A 16,384-nucleotide genomic window follows, 5' to 3' on the forward strand; every position below is an offset into this window, starting at 1 on the left:
CATTCCACACAACAACATACGTGAGACGAAGAACGCTCGCCGACGCACGTTCGCTGTGTCTGAGCTCAGCGCGATGGCCACTCCCCGGCCCCGACGTTACTAGGTCCGCGGACGAGGTGCACGATTTCCTCGGCCCAAACGGCGCCAGAAAAGTCCACCACCATCCGAAGCCTCCTCGGCACCCATACGGGCCACCTCCGGCCAAACCCACTACTCGGGTTTCTTTCAGGATCCCTACTCCACTCGAGAACCCTTAAGGCAACGGCGGCAGTACGCGTCCGGCGACATCGGTGCTGACTCGGTGTCTGTCACCACAGTTGCATTCGTAGAATCCGCTGACCGGCCTTTCTGTCCCAGACGGTAGGCCTGCTCATCGACACTTCGAGACGCCGCCGGCCAGCACCCGAAGGTGATCGTCCGAGCCGCCCAAAGTGTGTTCGATGGCCACCAGCCGCGAGACGTAGTGCCCGACCGGATACTCGGCTGTCATTCCGATACCACCGTGCATCTGAATCGCTTCCTGTCCGATCTGATGCGCGGCGCGACCGACAGTCAGCTTCGCGCGCGACGCGATGGTCGGATCGATCACGCCGTCGGCGATGGACATGGTGGCGTACAGACTCATGCTGCTCGCCAGTTCGAGCGCCACGTACATGTCGGCAGCCCGATGCGTCAAAGTCTGGAACTTCGCGAGCGGAACGCCGAACTGCTTGCGCTGCTTCAGGTAATCCGTCGTCAGTCGCAGCGCTTCGGTCATGATCCCGATCGCCTCGGCGCACAGAGCTGCCTGCGCCCGAACCTCTGCTTCGACGATCGCCTCCGTGACATCGCCGCCCTCACCAAGTTGTTCGGCCGCGGCATCGGTGAACGTGAACTGCGCACCGCGACGGCCGTCGTGAGTTGCGTATGTGCTCCGTGAGACACCCGCGCCGTCCGCATCTACCAGAAAAAGCCCGGTACCCCCGCCTGGAAGTGCGGCGCTGACGATCACGACGTGCGCGCTGTCGCCCTGCAGGACCGGGTTCTTGACGCCGGTGATAGTCCACCCCGATCCCGACTGCGACGCCGTGGTCGTGACGGTGGCGACCGGCCAACGCGTGCCGGGTTCCGTATGCGCGAAGGCCGACAGAGTGGTCCCGTCGCTGAGCGCCGGCAGGAGCCGCGCCCGCTGATCTGCCGAACCGACAGCCGCGATCAAACCGCCGGGGATCAGAACACCACCCAAGTACGGCTCGGGTGCAAGCGCTCGGCCCAGTTCGGTCATCACGACCATGGTCTCGACCGGTCCAGCGCCCATTCCGCCGTCAGACTCCGCGAACGGCAGGCCGAGCAGCCCTAGCTCCGCGAACTGCTTCCACACCGCGGCATTCCATCCCTCGTCAGTAGCCGAGGTGGCGTTGCGCTTCTCCGCGTCGTAGCTGCGGTTGAGCAATTCACGCGTCGTGTCGCGAAGCATCGTCTGCTCGTCGTCGAGTTCGAAATTCATGTCAGATGCTCACAATCCGAGAATCGAGGAGGCAATGATGGAGCGCTGCACCTCACTTGATCCGCTGTAGATGGAAACCTTCCGGTAGTTCAGGTAGCGCGGCGCCGCTTGCTGCGCCCACTCCGGCGAGTCGATCTCGACCGTATTCACCGGCAACGAGTCCGGACCCGCAACATCCATCAGCAATTCCGTTGCTGCCTGCTGCAATTCGGAGCCGCGGAGCTTGAGCAGCGAGGACGCCGGGTTCGGCTTGCCGTCTGCCGAACTCGCCACAACTCGCAGTTGAGTCAGATCCAGCGCAAGCAAATCGTTTTCCAGCTCAGCCAACCGAGCCGCGAACAACGGATCATCGAGGAGGGTGCCGGTTCCGACACGAACCTCCCGCGCCTTCTCTTTTGCCGTGGCGACAAGAGTTTTGGAGAACCCGACCCGCGTGACGCCCGTGCGTTCGTTGCCGAGCAGGAACTTGGCGTAGTCCCAGCCTTTGTTCTCTTCGCCGACAAGATTCTCCGCAGGTACGCGGACATTGTCGAAGAACACCTCGTTGACCTCGACGCTGCCGTCGATCAGTTTGATGGGGCGAACCGTGATGCCGGGAGTTGCCAGATCGATGAGCAAGAACGAAATTCCGGCCTGCCGCTTCTGAGCACTGGCATCTGTACGAACCAGACAGAAGATCCACTCGGCGTGCTGCGCGAGAGTAGTCCACGTCTTCTGACCGTTGACGATGTAGTCTGCGCCGTCACGAACAGCGGCCGTCTTGAGTGAAGCGAGATCCGAACCGGCTTCGGGTTCCGAAAAACCCTGGCACCACCAGATATCGGCGTTGGCCGTAGCGGGGAGAAATTTCTCCTTCTGCTCCTGCGAACCGAAGGCAGCGATAACGGGCCCAACCATGCTCACGTTGAACGGCAACGGGTTGGGTACCGACGCCAACTGCATTTCCTCGGAATAGATGTGGCGCTGAACCGGAGTCCAGTCCTTGCCACCCCATTCGACCGGCCAGTGTGGAACCGCCAACCCGTGTGCGTTCAGAATCTGTTGGCCCGCAACGATGTCCTCACGAGTCAGCTTTCCGAATCCGGCTGCACGTGCTCGAAGTTCGGGCGAGAATTCGGTGGTGAAGAACTTTCGCATCTCCTCGCGGAACGCAACTTCCTCAGTGGTCAGTTCGAGATTCATGTGGAGTCTGCTTTCTTCTTGCAGGATTTCAGAACAAGATTCGCGCGACGGTCTGCGCAACGACGGCAGGTTTGTCCACGCCTTCGATCTCGACGGTGTTGGTGATCTGACTCTGTAGTGAACCGTTCGGCAATTCTTCGATTGCGGAGAGCACTGCGGTATTTCGAACCTTGGCCCCGACGGGCACCGGACTCGGGAATCGAACCTTGTCGGACCCGTAGTTGATGACCATTTTCGCGCCGTCGATGCGATACACGGACTTCGACAGAAGCGGCAGGAGTGAGAGCGTCAGATACCCGTGCGCAATCGGTCCACCGAAAGGTGATTCGCGCCTGGCTCTTTCGTCGTCGACATGAATCCACTGATGGTCACCGGTCGCGTCGGCGAATTGATGGACCATCTCGCGGGTGACCTCGACCCACTCGCTCGAACCCAGCGTTTCACCGACTGCCCCCAGGAGATCGGACTTGTTCTCGAACACCCGTGTCATCTGATCCTCCACGTTCCCGAACACTGTTAGGTTAATTCGATAATAAACTCACGGTGTAAGGTTGTCCAGTACTTTCAGACGAAAGGGTTCTGTGCGATGGCGCGACCGCGGGTTCCACTACTGAGTAAGCCGATCATCAGGGACACCGCCCTGAAACTGGTGGACGAGCACGGTTTGACCGACTTCTCGATGCGCAAACTCGCCACTGTTCTCGGCGTACAGGCGCCGTCGCTGTACAGCCATTACGCCAACAAGGACGAGTTACTCGACGACGTCGCGAACGTCATCATGGAGTCCGTCGACGTGAGCGGCTTCGACTCCGACGATTGGCGCGGCGCGCTGCGTACGTGGGCGCGGTCCTACCACGCTGCCCTGGGCAAGCATCCCAACATCGTTCCCTATCTGGCCTACGGTCCGAGCGTCAGGCCCATCGCCCTCGATCGCGCGAACGCCATCCACGGCGGCCTGGTGCGCGCCGGATGGCCGCAGCGCACGGCAACGCTGATCGGCGCTTCCGTCAAGTACGTGGTCATGGGTGCTGCGACGGCAACGTTCTCCGGCGGATTCGTGGACGATCCCGCTATCTACGCCGAGCGTTACCCGCACCTCACGCGAGCACACCTGTTGCGTGAGCGTGCCACCGAGATCGACGGCGCCAGCTTCGAACTCGCACTGGAATCCCTGCTGGACGGACTGGAAGCCAAATACGCACTGCTGCAGAGAACTACAGAGCAACCTCCTCGAAACTGAGGGTTGTTACCGTCGATCAAGCGCGCCGAGCATCGCGACGAAGGCCGCCTGACGATCCCCCAGAGCGGCGAAGAATTCCCGGTCCGAAGATTCCACCGCGCGGTTCGCCCTGCCGGCCAAGGCCGCACCCACCGGCGTGACGGCGAGCGAGCGAGCACGAGCATCGGTCGGATGTGGGCGTCGTTCGACAAACCCCTTGGATTCGAGGGTCCGAATCACCTGTGACGTCATCATCGGGTCGGTGCGCGCGTACTCGGCAAGACCGCGTTGAGTTATCGGCGTCTCTGCATCCAGCCAGGTCAGTGCTGCCAGCAGAACGAACTGCACGTGGGTCAGGTCGAAAGGTCGCAGCGCAGCGCGAATCGAAGCCTGCCAAGCGTTGGTGACACGCCACAACATCAGGCCGGGACTCTCGTCCGCGTCCTCGAAGTCGGTTTCCAGTTTCTTCGCCACAGCGCCAGTGTGTCAGCTCGTCGTCGAACGCAGAACCTCGACGTCGTTGTCATCCAACGGAATCAAGCCACGCCGGAGTTGATACCCCCAATTCGGTGACGAGGTCAGCGCCAATCGACTCCGGACTGCGTCGAGAGGAACGGGGTTGAACTGTTCGTACCGAACTCGCCGCCGAAACGGCTTGAAACAGCCCTCGTCCGCCTGCCAGATCTCACCCTCTTCGATCACACCGAGAGCTGTGAACTCGCGCAACGGATCTCGGTCGCCGATGGACTCGACCGGCGAATAATAGACAAGCACGTCACCTGCTTTCATCCGTGCCAATCCGGCTCTCTTTCCGTGCCCGATCTGTGCGATGCCGAGATCCACTGCGCGACGCACATGTTCGGCAGAGACAACCCCTAACCAGGCATTCATCGCCGACCCCCTGGCGAACCGAAAGCACATTCATTCATGCATTTAGTATGCGCGCTTATTATATTCCTCGCAACAGATTGGGTCTTGAACGTGTTCAACTCCAGGGCGTACGCTGCACTTGAACATGTTCAAAGAAGGAGTGTCGATGAGTAGTCGCGGGATCGAGACCAGGGAAAAGCTGGTGGAAACAGCATTGCGACTCTTCCGCGACGAGGGCTTCGCAGCGACGACCATGCGCAAGATCGCAAATGAGGCAGAGGTCTCGCTCGGGAATGCCTACTACTACTTCGCCAGTAAAGACGAACTGGTTCACGAGCTGTATCTCGTCATCCAACGCGATCACCGCGCGCTGGCGCTTCCACTCCTTCGCGAAGGTGGGTCCCTGACAGAAAATCTCAGGATTGTTCTGCACACCGGGCTCGATGTCATGGGCCCCTATCACGGCTTCGGCAGCACGTTTCTGCACGTTGCCCTGCCCACCACATCACAGTCCAGCCCGTTCTCGGCCGAGTCGACCGATGCGAGATCGATGGCCGTCGATCTGATGCGCGAAGCACTGGCGGCGTCGAAGCAGAAGACGCCGTCGTCATTGGAGACCCAGCTCCCCACGCTCTTGTGGCTCAGCTATCTGGGCGTGACGCTGCACTGGGTTACCGACTCATCTCCGGGGCAAGCGCGCACCCGTTCCCTGGTCGACGGCCTGGTACCGATCATCGCGAAAGCGCTCACACTTGCCCGGCTGCCAGTGGCACGAGGTCTGGTCGGCGATGTCGCCGCCCTCATGGCCAAAGTGATTTCTCCAGAAGGGAACACAAAATCATGAAGACCGTTGTTGTCTGTGGTGCGTCGGGTTACGTAGGCCAACACCTTCTTCGAACGCTCGAATCCAACGGGGTCGACGTTCGGACGATCGGCCGGGGAGGAACGAGCGATGCCACGTGGTCCGACGAGCACGGCGTCGCCGATGTACTCAGCGGCACGGATCTGCTCGTCAACCGCGCCGGCCGCTCCGTGAGCTGCCGCTACAACAAGCGCAATGCCGACGACATCTTCTCCTCCCGAGTGGAAACGACTGCACTGTTGGGTCGTGCGCTGACCCGTACGCCGCAGCCACCCTCACTCTGGGCGAATGCCAGTACCGGCACGATCTACCGAGACGCACGAGATCGACCGATGGACGAGAAGGACGGAGAGCTGGGAAAGGGATTCTCCGTCGCGGTCGCGCGAGCGTGGGAACACGAATTGTTCTCGGCACCAACACCTGTTCGCAAAGTGGCACTTCGGATGTCGATCGTCCTCGGCGCGGGCGGCGGGGCGATCAACCCGTTCGTCAACCTCGCCCGAATGGGCTTCGGCGGCAGGATGGGCGACGGACGACAAATGTTCAGCTGGATTCACATTGCCGATGTCGTTCGCTCGATCATCCACATCTACGAGCATCCGGATATCTCAGGCCCGGTCAACATCGCATCCCCGTACCCGGTGACCAATGACGAGATGATGCGACAGGTGCGCGCAGCGTTGGGTCGACGGTACGGTTTGCCCACTCCCGGCTGGATTCTGGAGTTCGGAGCTCGGGTCATCCGCACCGAGGCCGAGTTGGTGCTCAAGAGCCGCTGGGTAGCGCCAGGAGTGCTCGCGGACAACAACTTCCGCTATAAGTTTCCGACACTGGAGTCGGCGCTGGACCAGATCGCTCAGGAGACCCCGCGAGGGCTGCTTCCGGTTTCACTCGGCTGAATATCCTGCTCCCCGGTTCGCCCACCGTACGTCGCAATCTTGTACTCCGTCGCGGCCAGAGACAGCGTGAGTTCCTTGATCTGCCGCCGAACGGTGTCCCGGTGCTCGAGCAGCATGTCGAGCCTCTCCGGAACTGTCCCTTCACCAGCGTCGACCAGTTCGACGTAGTGCTGCAGGTCGCGAATCGCCATACCCGAGATACGCATGCGGGTCAGAAACACCAGCCTGCGAACAGATTCCGGACCGTACACACGATGTCCGCTCGAGTCACGATCGACCTCGACCAGACCGATCTTCTCGTAGTAGCGCAGCGTATGTGCCGAGACATCCAGCAGGTCCGAGACTTCGGCGATCGACATCGGCTCCTGAACGTCCCCTGCATCGACGAGTCGGTGAATCACCTCGATCGACATTGGCCCGTCCACTTCCCCAAGTGCCTCGAGCGCCTTACGCATCAAGTCTTCGGTAGCCATGACTCTCAGCCTAGAACGGGCGGACAGGTCCGGCAGCATCCGCGAAATCGGCGCTGCGAGCCAGGTCGGCCCAGACGGATACCTCGGCGAGATTCTTCCGATACGACGTGGACACCCGCTCCACGGCTTCCTTTCCGAGTGGCAGACGAAGTGGCATATTCCCGCTGTGCACAAGCGAGGTGATGATCTCTGCTGCCTTCTCCGGATCACCCTCCTGAACACCGTCTGCGGCCGCCATGTCCCGCAGAACGGGATCGAGCAAATCACGGTATTCCGAAGACGATTCGGCGAAGCTCAGAACGCCAGGTGTGTTGAATGCCGTACGGAATCGGCTGGGCTCGACGATCATCACCCGAACGCCGAACTGCGCGACCTCACCGGCAAGAGCCTCCGACCAACCCTCGAGAGCGAACTTCGACGCCGAGTACGCCCCGACACCGGGAAACGACATCCGGCCACCTTGACTGCTCATCTGCACGATCGTCCCGCTGCCCTGCGCCCGCATCGACGGGAGGACGGCGCGCACCAACGCGGCGGGTCCGATCAGGTGCAGTTCCATGAGATCCCGCAAGGTCGAATCGTCCACCATCTCCGCCGCGCCGACCATCCCACGACCGGCATTGTTGACCAGCACGTCGACGCGACCGAAACGCCCGAGCGCATGTTCGACGACGCCCGGAGCTGCTGCGGTATCTCTGACGTCGAACGTCACCGCCGAGAACCGATCCGGATTCGCCGACGCAATATCTGCAACGGACTCGGGACGACGAACTGCAGCGACTACCGCGTCCCCCGATCGAAGTGCAGACAGTGCGAGTTCACGTCCGAAACCCTGAGAAACTCCAGTGATGATCCAGGTCTTTGTTGTCATGGTCGGCAACGCTAGGGGTTAGAGCGCGCTCCAACGCAAGCCTGTGGTTCTACCGCCGAACTACACGCCGGCCCAGACCGGTCGCTCACCGCGAAGGAAACCGTCGACACCGGCTTTGAAGTCGTCACTGCTGTAGATCATGCTCATCAGATCGTTGTTGTCGGTGACCGATCGGGTCCTGCTGCGGCGCAGGGACTCTCGGATCGTCCACACGGTCATCGGGGCAGCCGCCAGCAGTTCCCGCGATACCTGGGCAGTCAGGCTCGCGAACTCTGTTTCTGTTGCACAGTCGCTGAGGAAGCCGTTCCGCAGAGCCTCGTCGCTCGACATGACCCCCGCCCGAGCGACCAACGACATCAGACGCGAACTGCCGATCCTGTCCGCCAGCAACGCCACGGAATGGATCGACAACGAGTTTCCGAGTGTGCGCGCGATCGGAAGGCAGAAGCGGGACCCGTGCGTCGCGATCCGCACATCGCACGCTGCCGACAGCAACAGCCCTGCGCCCGCGCACACGCCGTCGATGACCGCGAGGGTGGGGACCCTCACTTTCTCGAGTTCGGTCAGCACGCCGACGAACCGACTTTCGTAGTCGAGTCCGTCATGAAAGCTCGAGAAAGTCTGAAAGTGGCCAATGTCGGAGCCCGCCGAGAACGCCTCTCCCCCGGCTCCGCGGAGGGTAAGTAACCGAATCTCGCGGTCGGAGTCGGCGCGCCGGCAGGCTCCGGCAATTGCGTCGTACATCTGCGGGGTCAATGCGTTGCGCTTTTCCGGCCGGTTGAACACGACGTCGAGCGTATGGCCATGACGGATGATCGAGATGTCTTCGTGCGTTTCAGTCATGACACTCACACTATTTTCGGTAGAGAAGAATCGAAACACATTGCACTTGAATATCTTTGCGAATCCTTGATGCAAAGTTGCAGATAGTGCGAACAGAGAAACACTAGTGCAGTGTCATGCCACCGTCATGCCACGACGGTGCGCTGTGGCACGCCCGAATACTGGCTCAGCGGTCTGATCAGTGCATTGGACTGCCCCTGCTCGATGATGTGCGCCGTCCATCCGGTGATACGACTCATCACGAAGATCGGCGTGAAGATCTCGACGTCGAAACCCATGAGGTAATACGCAGGGCCGGTAGGGAAATCGAGATTCGGCTTGATTCCGGTTGCACTGACCATCGTCTTCTCGAGGATCTCGTACATCTGCACCCACTTCTCGCCGTCGGTCGCCGCCGCGACGTCGAGGAGCGCCTGCTTCATCGTCGGAACACGCGAATCACCGTTCTTGTAGACGCGGTGCCCGAAGCCCATGACCTTTTCCTTGGCAGCCAACTTCGCCGACATCCAGGCTTCCGCGCGGTCGGGGTCGTCGATCTCGAGCATGTCGTGCATGACGGCTTCGTTCGCGCCGCCGTGCAACGGGCCCTTGAGGGTGCCGATCGCAGCGGTCACTGCGCTGTAGATGTCCGAAAGTGTGGACGTCACAACCCGCGCGGCGAACGTCGAGGCGTTGAAGGAGTGCTCCGCATACAGGATCAGCGAGACCTCGAAGGCCTTCACGATGGCCGGCTCGGGAACAGCGCCGAAGCACATGTTCAGGAAATTCTCGGCGAAACCGAGATCCGGCTGCGGCGGGGTGGGATCCTGACCGCGGCGGCGGCGGAAATCGGCTGCCACGATGGTCGGCAGTACAGCCGTCATCCGCAGCGCCTTGGCCAGATTGGCCTTCTCCGAGTTGTCGTCCTCCGCCGGATCCTCGGCGCCGAGGTAGCTGATCGCCGTCCGGACCACGTCCATCGGGTGGCAGTTGTCGGGCATCTTGGCCAGGAGCGAGAGCAGTGAGCGATCGGCCCGACGCGCCGCACGCTCACGCAAACAGAGCAATTCGAGCTGCTCGGACGTCGGCAGTTCGCCGTACCAGAGCAGGTGCGCAACTTCTTCGAAGCTGCAGTTCGCGGCAAGGTCCTGCACTGCGTAACCGCGATACGTCAACGAATTCGTCTCAGGCACTACCTTGGAGATCGCCGTCGTGTCGACGACAACTCCCGCCAAGCCCTTGTAGATCGTCGGAATCTGTTCGGTCATGTCCTACTCCCCTCCAGGCTGAAATTGAAAATGCCACTGTCGAATTCGTTGTAGCGCTCGTACTCGAGAATCTCGTACAACCTGCTGCGATGCTGCATCTCACCGAGCAGTCCTTCTTGAGTGCCCTCCGCAAAAATCTCACGCAGACCCTTTTCGATGGCGAACATCGCCAACCGCAGGGTGGTGACGGGGTAGATGACGGCGTTGAACCCGATCTCCTCCAACGTCTTCGCCGAAATGAGATTCGATTTCCCGAACTCGGTCATGTTGGCGAGGAGCGGAATGTCGAGGGCAGCGCGGAACTTCTCGAAGTCGGCCTCGGTGGCCAAGGCTTCTGTGAAGATCAAGTCGGCACCGGCATCCGCGTAAGCCTTCGCCCGCTCGATGGCTGCGTCGATACCGTCAATTCCGGCAGCATCGGTGCGCGCACAGATGACGAAGTTGGGGTCACGGCGCGCCGACACCGCAGCACGAACACGGCGAACCATGTCTTCGGTGGGCACGATCGCTTTGCCGTCGAGGTGCCCACAGCGCTTGGGGTTGATCTGGTCTTCGAGGTGGAGTCCGGCTACTCCGTCGTCCTCGAAAATGGTGACCGTTCGGGCGGCACTCATGGGTTCACCGAAACCCGTGTCGGCGTCGATGAGCGTCGGGAGGTCGGTGACCCGCGCGATCTGCTTGCTGTGGCCGGCGACCTCCGTCAACGTGGTCAGTCCGATGTCGGGAAGCGCCAACCCGGCGGAATATGCACCACCGGATACGTAGACACCTTCGAACCCGATTTCCTGAATCAGCTTGGCTGTCAGCGGATTGATGGCACCTGGCAAGCGCTGAATCTTGCCGGAGGTCAGCCCGGCACGGAAAGCGATACGTTTGTCGGCTGCGGACGTCGATGCTGCGATGAGGCCCGTCATCAGAAGAGTCCCTTGGCGACCTTGGGTGCCCGAGCAAGGACGTTTTCGGAGACGGTGAAGGTCAGCTGATCGAGCTCGCCGGCCTTCAGCTGCGCTGTGCGCTGTGCGGCGTCCAGGAAGCGATCCTGTTCGCTCGGCTCGATGACGCCCTCGGCGAGGGTGCGGAACTTCGCGACGTACTGATCGCGAGCGAACGGACGTGCGCCGAGTGGGTGCGCGTCGGCCACCGCCAACTCGTCGACAATGACTTCGCCGCTCTTCAAGGTGATCTCGGCGCGAGCGCCGAAGGCCTTCTCGTCCGGATCCGTCGAGTGGTAACGACGTGTCCATTCGGGGTCTTCGCGCGTGGAGATCTTGTTCCACAGCTCGATCGTGTCCGGGCGCTGTGCACGCTCGGGCGCGTAGGAGCGCTCGTGGTGCCAGGTGCCGTCCTGCAGCGCAACGGCAAAGATGTACATCACCGAGTGGTCGAGGGTTTCGCGTGACGCGGTGGGGTCGAACTTCTGCGGATCGCCGGAACCGGTGCCGATGACGACGTGGGTGTGGTGGCTGGTGTGCAAGACGATCGAGGCGATCTGGTCGAGATCGCCGACACGAGAACGCATTCGGCGAGCGAGGTCGATCGGCGCCTGGCTCTGGTATTCCGCGGAGTGTTCTTTGGTGTACGAGTCGAGGATGGCGCGCTTCGCCTCACCCGAACCGGGCAGCGGAACGTGGTACTCCTTGTCCGGGCCACCGAGTAGCCAGGCGATGACGCCGTCTTCGCCTTCCCAGATCGGTGAAGGTGCACCTTCACCGCGCATCGCACGATCGACTGCCTCGACGGCAACCTTGCCTGCAAGCGCAGGCGCGTATGCCTTCCAACTGGAGATCTCGCCCTTGCGAGACTGCCGTGTCGCCGTCGTGAGGTGCAGCGCCTGACCGATTGCCTGGTAGACCGTCTCGGTGCCCAGACCGAGCAAAGTTCCGATACCGGCGGCGGCCGAAGGGCCGAGGTGTGCGACGTGATCGATCTTGTGCTCGTGCAGGCAGATAGCCCGAACCAGGTCGATCTGAATCTCGTAGCCGGTTGCCAGACCACGAATCAGGTCCTTTCCGTCACGGCCGGTGTGCTGAGCGACGGCGAGGATCGGCGGGATGTTGTCACCGGGGTGCGAGTACTCGGCGGCGAGGAACGTGTCGTGGAAATCGAGTTCACGAACCGCGACGCCGTTGGCCCAGGCGGCCCATTCAGGCGAGAACGTACCGGGGATACCGAACACGGTGGAGCCTGGCGTATACGGATGCGACTGTGCTTGCGCCCGCGCATTCACCACGGGACGGCGCACCAGGGAGGCGGCAGCAACCGCCGCGTTGTCGATGATCCGGTTGACGATCATGTCGGACGTGGCATCGGTGACGTCGACGGAATCCGTCGCAACTTCCGCGATCTTCCACGCGAGGTGGTCTTCCTTGGGGAACTCTTCGGCAGAGCGGTGGGTGCGTACGAGATGCGTCTTCATCGATCCTCTTCTCACGTGCTTCGGTATCTATTTGCACGCTACGCAGCTCGTTCACCGCGGGATAGGCCCTCGCAATTGCCTATTTATGCAATAACAATCCTGCAATGTTGCGAATGTTGCGAATGGCTACTCGGTAGGGTGAACGCGATCGGCACCGAGGAGATTCGATGAAGAAGATGTACGCGGGAGCGCGGCTGCGACGGCTGCGGGAAGAACGAAACCTGTCACAGTCCGCACTGGCAAAGGCACTCGAACTCTCCCCCAGTTATGTCAATCAACTCGAGAACGATCAACGACCGCTGACGGTCCCCGTCCTCCTCAAGCTCAACGCCGAGTTCGATCTCGACGTGCAATTCTTCGCTTCCGATTCCGACGCACGCCTGGTTGCGGACGTTCATCACGCTCTGGCCGAAACCTCGGAATCCGGGGACGTATCGCTGGCGGAGGTGGACGAATTGGTGGCCCGAATGCCGGCGGTCGGACGCACCCTCGTGATGTTGCACCGCCGCCTTCACGCCGCAACAGAGCAGTTGGACCAGTTCTCGACGCAGTTGTCCGGCGAGACAGCATCTGATGTGTCTTTGGTGCCCATGCCTTACGAGGAAGTTCGGGACTTCTTCTACGACCGAAAGAATCACATCGCCGTACTCGACGACGCTGCTGAGCGGATGTTCGTGGACAACGGATTGTCCGTGGGCGCAGTAGATCTGCAACTGGCACGACTGCTTCGCGATCAGCACGGCGTCACCGTGACGATCCGCACGGACGAACCAGACAAGCTCGGCCCCAAGCGCTTCTACGATCCGGACAAGTCGATCCTCACCCTGGCGCGGCGTCTGTCGGCAGGACAACGCGCGTTCCAGATCGCGATGCAGTTGGCCTTCTTCACACAGGCCGACGTGATCGATACCCTTGTCGCTGAGGATGAATCGCTCAGTTCCGAGTCCGCGGCACTGGCGCGTATCGGCCTCGCGCACTACTTTGCCGGCGCACTGCTACTCCCGTACAGCCAATTCCTGGAATCCGCCGAGGCCCTGCGATACGACATCGACCTGCTCAGCCTCAAATTCGAGGTCGGCTTCGAAACCGTCTGTCACCGGTTGTCCACCCTCCAACGACACGGCCAGCGCGGCATTCCCTTTTTCTTCGTCCGAACCGATCGCGCCGGCAATATCTCGAAGCGTCAGTCTGCTACCGCTTTTCACTTCTCGCGAGTTGGCGGAAGTTGCCCGCTGTGGGTCATCCATGAGGCATTCGCGAGCCCCGGACGCATCCTCACCCAGGTCGCGAAGATGCCCGACGGTCGGACATACCTCTGGGTGGCGCGCACTACCCACAGCGGCGGACTCGGATACCTCGCACCTGAGCGGAACTTCGCCGTCGGGCTCGGTTGCGACATCGGCTACGCCGATCGCATGGTCTACTCCCACGGAATCCAGACAGACGACCCCGCGACCATCGTGCCGATCGGTGCGGGGTGCAAAGTCTGCGACAGACCGGCGTGCTCCCAACGCGCCTTCCCTCAACTCGGTCGCTCGATCTCCGTCAGCGAGAACAGCAGTAGTCATCTGCCGTATCCGCAACAATAGGACGCAAACAGTCGGGCGCACCGACTTCACCTGCAGTTTCCCGGAGCTACGACGCTCTTCTGCTTCCATGGAGGTCATGCAACCCGATACCGTGACCCCGCGCCGGCGTGTTCTTCGCCGCCTTACTGCCGTGGTTGGTGTTGCCGGAATCGCGACTGGTCTGGCCGCGTTGGCCGCGACCGTGCTCGACGTCGATCACAACATCGTGATCGTTCTGGCGTCCGTGGCGCCTCTGTTGATGATCGCACCGCTGATCGGCGCCGTGGTCTCGGGTATCGGGCGCCAGTGGATCGTGTGCGCCGCCTCGATCCTCGTCCTTGGGTTGTTCGGATGGTCTGTGAGCCCGCTGTACATCGGTGGCACTGGGGAATCGACGTCCGCGACCGGCCCGTCGATTCGAATCATGCAGGCCAACTTGATGGTCGGTGCAGCGGATCCGGAGTCGCTTGTGGCGACGGTTCGCGAACGCAACGTCGACGTCGTGACCGTCCAGGAGTTGACATACCAGGAAGCCGAAGCCCTGAAAGCCGCCGGGCTTGAAGAGGTTCTGAGCCACCAATTCCTGGTCCCGTACACCGACGGCGGTGGCGGAGCCGGCATCTACAGTCGCTTTCCGCTCTCCAATCCGCGTAGCCTCGACGGATTTTCACCTGAAACACTCTCCGCCGAGCTGAATGTCGGCTTGTCTCAACCGGTCACGCTTTTCGCAGTACATCCGGCACCGGCCTACATCTCACCGGCCTCGGAGTGGGCGGCCGAGCAGAGAAGGCTCGGGTCCTACATGGACAAAGTCGCCGGGCGGGACAACGTGATAGTGAGCGGCGACTTCAACGCGTCGTACTCGAACAAACAGTTCCGGAATCTTCTCACGAACGGATACACCAGCGCCGCTGACCAATTGGGTTCCGGCCTGATCCCGACCTATCCGACCGACAAATGGTTTCCGGCCGTGGTCGGTATCGACCACATCATCACGAAAGGCGCCGTGGCGACTTCCCTCGAACGGATCAAGATCGAGGGATCCGATCACCACGGCTTGATTGCCGACATCACGTTGTCTTGAGTTAATACTGGATTGAGCAAGCACCGGGGCATGGTTAGGCCCCGGTGCTCGCGTCTGCAGTTTGTGCCCGTTCAGGCGGCTGTGGGTGGGCTGTTCCCGCCGATCGGATGCTGGAACGGGTCGATCGACATCGGCGGATAGAACACCGTCTTCCGATCCGGGCCTATCTCGACCCTCCACTCGGTGTGGTGCAGTGTCCGATGATGATGACCGCACAACAGAATCAGATTGTCGAGATCCGTTGGGCCGCCATCATTCCAGTGCACAATATGGTGGGCATCGCACCACCCTGATGGTGTCCCGCACCCCGGAAACGCGCACCCACCATCACGGACGGCCAACGCCCGCCGCTGCGGAACCGTCGCGGTTCTCGCTTCCTTGCCGCAGTCGAGCGGAACCCCGTTCTCATCCAACAAAATCCGGGTCACGGTGCAGTCGCAGGCCAACATCCGTGCGGTGTCGATGCTGATCGGGCCCACCCAATCCGTCCAGGCGAACCCGAGTTCATCGGTCGACGGCAACAAGTCTTTCAAAGCCTGCATATCCGTCATGTCTTTCGCGCTGGCCGTGACAGTGATGTGCGGTTTCACCCCACCCTCGATCGGACCCAACCCCGCCCGCTCGTACCGCCGCAGCAGTTCGCAGAACCCATCCGCGCGCCGCAACGCCGGAGTACGGGTGTCCTTCACACCGTCCTTCTCCGGCGTCGGCGCCGACAGACTCGACAACAACGTGATCAGACGTGCACCGTTCACGGCATCCAGATCACCCTTCACAGACACGCGCCCGTACAAGCCCTTCGACGCGTAGAACTCATTGCGCTCCGAATCCTCACCCACCGGGACGCCGTCCTCGCGTTTTCCGTACTGCTTCTCGATCCGCCGGATCGCCGCCCGCACCGCATCACAATCGGCTATGTTCCTCGACGCCAGGTCAAGCAGGATCCTGCGGGCCTTGTCCACATCCGCCGGGGTCATGTTCTTGGGTGGATGCTGACAAAACGACGCCACCTGACGGGCCTTCAACGCATCCACATCACCCCGGTGAAAAGCATCCGCCACAACAGGTTCGAGCAACAGCAACCGCGCCAGACTGACCAGCAGACTGCACTCACCGATCTCCAGATTCGTCGAACCATGCAACCACTGCGCGATCGCCCGAAAACCCTTCCCGACCACAGTCTCCCGGGAAAACATCTCCACGATCAGCAACACCATCCGCGACTGCAACTCATGCCGGACGCGCACCAGATCCAGAACCTCACTCTTGAGGCCCTCACCATCCAGCTGCCACGCATCGCGACTGTCCATACCGGAAGTTTAATCGAACATACTTTCGATAACCAGAGACATAACGGACAACTT

General features: G+C 61.3%; 17 protein-coding genes. 5 read left to right on the top strand and 12 right to left on the bottom strand.

Annotated features, from left to right (window positions below; all coding sequences use genetic code 11):
- Positions 1-370: 370 nt before the first annotated feature.
- The 3 genes from ACFT1A_RS09330 to ACFT1A_RS09340 are packed head-to-tail and all read right to left on the bottom strand — an operon-like array spanning position 371 to position 3,158.
- Positions 371-1,486 carry an acyl-CoA dehydrogenase family protein gene (locus ACFT1A_RS09330; protein WP_378446730.1) on the bottom strand — a complete coding sequence of 372 codons (1,116 nt, stop codon included), beginning with the start codon at positions 1,484-1,486 and terminating at the stop codon, positions 371-373.
- 9 nt (positions 1,487-1,495) lie between these two features.
- Positions 1,496-2,668 carry an acyl-CoA dehydrogenase family protein gene (locus tag ACFT1A_RS09335; RefSeq protein ID WP_050656415.1) on the bottom strand — a complete coding sequence of 391 codons (1,173 nt, stop codon included), beginning with the start codon at positions 2,666-2,668 and terminating at the stop codon, positions 1,496-1,498.
- 28 nt (positions 2,669-2,696) lie between these two features.
- On the bottom strand, positions 2,697-3,158 hold the full coding sequence (locus tag ACFT1A_RS09340) for a MaoC family dehydratase (RefSeq protein ID WP_054781524.1): 462 nt from the start codon (positions 3,156-3,158) through the stop codon (positions 2,697-2,699).
- Between the two features lie 96 nt (positions 3,159-3,254).
- On the opposite strand from ACFT1A_RS09340, the gene ACFT1A_RS09345 reads away from it, so the two are divergent.
- The gene (locus ACFT1A_RS09345; protein WP_378446731.1) at positions 3,255-3,908 is read left to right on the top strand and encodes a TetR/AcrR family transcriptional regulator; all 654 of its coding nucleotides are present in this window, start codon (positions 3,255-3,257) and stop codon (positions 3,906-3,908) included.
- A gap of 6 nt (positions 3,909-3,914) precedes the next feature.
- Here ACFT1A_RS09345 and ACFT1A_RS09350 read toward each other — a convergent pair whose 3' ends face one another.
- The gene (locus ACFT1A_RS09350) at positions 3,915-4,361 is read right to left on the bottom strand and encodes a MarR family winged helix-turn-helix transcriptional regulator (RefSeq protein ID WP_378446732.1); all 447 of its coding nucleotides are present in this window, start codon (positions 4,359-4,361) and stop codon (positions 3,915-3,917) included.
- 12 nt (positions 4,362-4,373) lie between these two features.
- On the bottom strand, positions 4,374-4,778 hold the full coding sequence (locus tag ACFT1A_RS09355; RefSeq protein ID WP_378446733.1) for an EVE domain-containing protein: 405 nt from the start codon (positions 4,776-4,778) through the stop codon (positions 4,374-4,376).
- 145 nt (positions 4,779-4,923) lie between these two features.
- Here ACFT1A_RS09355 and ACFT1A_RS09360 point away from each other — a divergent pair, with 145 nt between their 5' ends.
- Positions 4,924-5,601, top strand: coding sequence for a TetR family transcriptional regulator (locus ACFT1A_RS09360; protein WP_378446734.1), 678 nt, complete (start codon positions 4,924-4,926; stop codon positions 5,599-5,601).
- Positions 5,598-6,518: a TIGR01777 family oxidoreductase gene (locus tag ACFT1A_RS09365; RefSeq protein ID WP_378446735.1), complete on the top strand. Its 921-nt coding sequence runs from the start codon at positions 5,598-5,600 to the stop codon at positions 6,516-6,518. The genes ACFT1A_RS09360 and ACFT1A_RS09365 overlap by 4 nt, the downstream gene beginning before the upstream one ends.
- Here the strand turns inward: ACFT1A_RS09365 and ACFT1A_RS09370 are convergent.
- The 6 genes from ACFT1A_RS09370 to prpD all read right to left on the bottom strand — a co-directional run bounded on the left by ACFT1A_RS09370 (position 6,476) and on the right by prpD (position 12,368).
- Entirely contained in the window at positions 6,476-6,991 is a 516-nt protein-coding gene (locus ACFT1A_RS09370; RefSeq protein ID WP_378446736.1) for a MerR family transcriptional regulator, read from the bottom strand. The two genes, ACFT1A_RS09365 and ACFT1A_RS09370, sit on opposite strands and share 43 nt — an antisense overlap.
- A 10-nt stretch (positions 6,992-7,001) precedes the next feature.
- Positions 7,002-7,862: an SDR family NAD(P)-dependent oxidoreductase gene (locus ACFT1A_RS09375; RefSeq protein WP_378446737.1), complete on the bottom strand. Its 861-nt coding sequence runs from the start codon at positions 7,860-7,862 to the stop codon at positions 7,002-7,004.
- A gap of 60 nt (positions 7,863-7,922) precedes the next feature.
- The gene (locus ACFT1A_RS09380; protein WP_378446738.1) at positions 7,923-8,705 is read right to left on the bottom strand and encodes an enoyl-CoA hydratase; all 783 of its coding nucleotides are present in this window, start codon (positions 8,703-8,705) and stop codon (positions 7,923-7,925) included.
- A gap of 125 nt (positions 8,706-8,830) precedes the next feature.
- Positions 8,831-9,952, bottom strand: a complete 1,122-nt coding sequence (locus tag ACFT1A_RS09385; RefSeq protein WP_378446739.1) for a bifunctional 2-methylcitrate synthase/citrate synthase — start codon at positions 9,950-9,952, stop codon at positions 8,831-8,833.
- A complete protein-coding gene (gene prpB, locus ACFT1A_RS09390) occupies positions 9,949-10,866 on the bottom strand; it encodes a methylisocitrate lyase (protein ID WP_378446740.1) in 918 nt (305 codons plus the stop codon). The genes ACFT1A_RS09385 and prpB overlap by 4 nt, the downstream gene beginning before the upstream one ends.
- The gene (gene prpD / locus ACFT1A_RS09395) at positions 10,866-12,368 is read right to left on the bottom strand and encodes a 2-methylcitrate dehydratase PrpD (RefSeq protein WP_378446741.1); all 1,503 of its coding nucleotides are present in this window, start codon (positions 12,366-12,368) and stop codon (positions 10,866-10,868) included. The genes prpB and prpD overlap by 1 nt, the downstream gene beginning before the upstream one ends.
- A 167-nt stretch (positions 12,369-12,535) precedes the next feature.
- Between prpD and ACFT1A_RS09400 the strand changes: the two genes are divergently transcribed.
- A complete protein-coding gene (locus tag ACFT1A_RS09400; RefSeq protein WP_378446742.1) occupies positions 12,536-13,957 on the top strand; it encodes a short-chain fatty acyl-CoA regulator family protein in 1,422 nt (473 codons plus the stop codon).
- Between the two features lie 67 nt (positions 13,958-14,024).
- Positions 14,025-15,020, top strand: coding sequence for an endonuclease/exonuclease/phosphatase family protein (locus ACFT1A_RS09405; protein ID WP_378446743.1), 996 nt, complete (start codon positions 14,025-14,027; stop codon positions 15,018-15,020).
- 71 nt (positions 15,021-15,091) lie between these two features.
- On the opposite strand, the gene ACFT1A_RS09410 is transcribed toward ACFT1A_RS09405, so the two are convergent.
- The gene (locus ACFT1A_RS09410) at positions 15,092-16,330 is read right to left on the bottom strand and encodes a DUF222 domain-containing protein (RefSeq protein WP_378446744.1); all 1,239 of its coding nucleotides are present in this window, start codon (positions 16,328-16,330) and stop codon (positions 15,092-15,094) included.
- Positions 16,331-16,384: the final 54 nt, after the last annotated feature.

This window comes from Rhodococcus sp. NPDC057135, from assembly GCF_042670865.1.
GTDB lineage: Bacteria > Actinomycetota > Actinomycetes > Mycobacteriales > Mycobacteriaceae > Rhodococcus_F.

What these genes read in the sequence shown, in the direction of transcription:
- ACFT1A_RS09330 (WP_378446730.1), bottom strand. Translation starts at nt 1,486, where the DNA reads ATGAATTTCGAACTCGACGACGAGCAGACGATGCTTCGCGACACGACG.
- ACFT1A_RS09335 (WP_050656415.1), bottom strand. Translation starts at nt 2,668, where the DNA reads ATGAATCTCGAACTGACCACTGAGGAAGTTGCGTTCCGCGAGGAGATG.
- ACFT1A_RS09340 (WP_054781524.1), bottom strand. Translation starts at nt 3,158, where the DNA reads ATGACACGGGTGTTCGAGAACAAGTCCGATCTCCTGGGGGCAGTCGGT.
- ACFT1A_RS09345 (WP_378446731.1), top strand. Translation starts at nt 3,255, where the DNA reads ATGGCGCGACCGCGGGTTCCACTACTGAGTAAGCCGATCATCAGGGAC.
- ACFT1A_RS09355 (WP_378446733.1), bottom strand. Translation starts at nt 4,778, where the DNA reads ATGAATGCCTGGTTAGGGGTTGTCTCTGCCGAACATGTGCGTCGCGCA.
- ACFT1A_RS09360 (WP_378446734.1), top strand. Translation starts at nt 4,924, where the DNA reads ATGAGTAGTCGCGGGATCGAGACCAGGGAAAAGCTGGTGGAAACAGCA.
- ACFT1A_RS09365 (WP_378446735.1), top strand. Translation starts at nt 5,598, where the DNA reads ATGAAGACCGTTGTTGTCTGTGGTGCGTCGGGTTACGTAGGCCAACAC.
- ACFT1A_RS09370 (WP_378446736.1), bottom strand. Translation starts at nt 6,991, where the DNA reads ATGGCTACCGAAGACTTGATGCGTAAGGCGCTCGAGGCACTTGGGGAA.
- ACFT1A_RS09375 (WP_378446737.1), bottom strand. Translation starts at nt 7,862, where the DNA reads ATGACAACAAAGACCTGGATCATCACTGGAGTTTCTCAGGGTTTCGGA.
- ACFT1A_RS09380 (WP_378446738.1), bottom strand. Translation starts at nt 8,705, where the DNA reads ATGACTGAAACGCACGAAGACATCTCGATCATCCGTCATGGCCATACG.
- ACFT1A_RS09385 (WP_378446739.1), bottom strand. Translation starts at nt 9,952, where the DNA reads ATGACCGAACAGATTCCGACGATCTACAAGGGCTTGGCGGGAGTTGTC.
- prpB (WP_378446740.1), bottom strand. Translation starts at nt 10,866, where the DNA reads ATGACGGGCCTCATCGCAGCATCGACGTCCGCAGCCGACAAACGTATC.
- prpD (WP_378446741.1), bottom strand. Translation starts at nt 12,368, where the DNA reads ATGAAGACGCATCTCGTACGCACCCACCGCTCTGCCGAAGAGTTCCCC.
- ACFT1A_RS09400 (WP_378446742.1), top strand. Translation starts at nt 12,536, where the DNA reads ATGAAGAAGATGTACGCGGGAGCGCGGCTGCGACGGCTGCGGGAAGAA.
- ACFT1A_RS09405 (WP_378446743.1), top strand. Translation starts at nt 14,025, where the DNA reads ATGGAGGTCATGCAACCCGATACCGTGACCCCGCGCCGGCGTGTTCTT.
- ACFT1A_RS09410 (WP_378446744.1), bottom strand. Translation starts at nt 16,330, where the DNA reads ATGGACAGTCGCGATGCGTGGCAGCTGGATGGTGAGGGCCTCAAGAGT.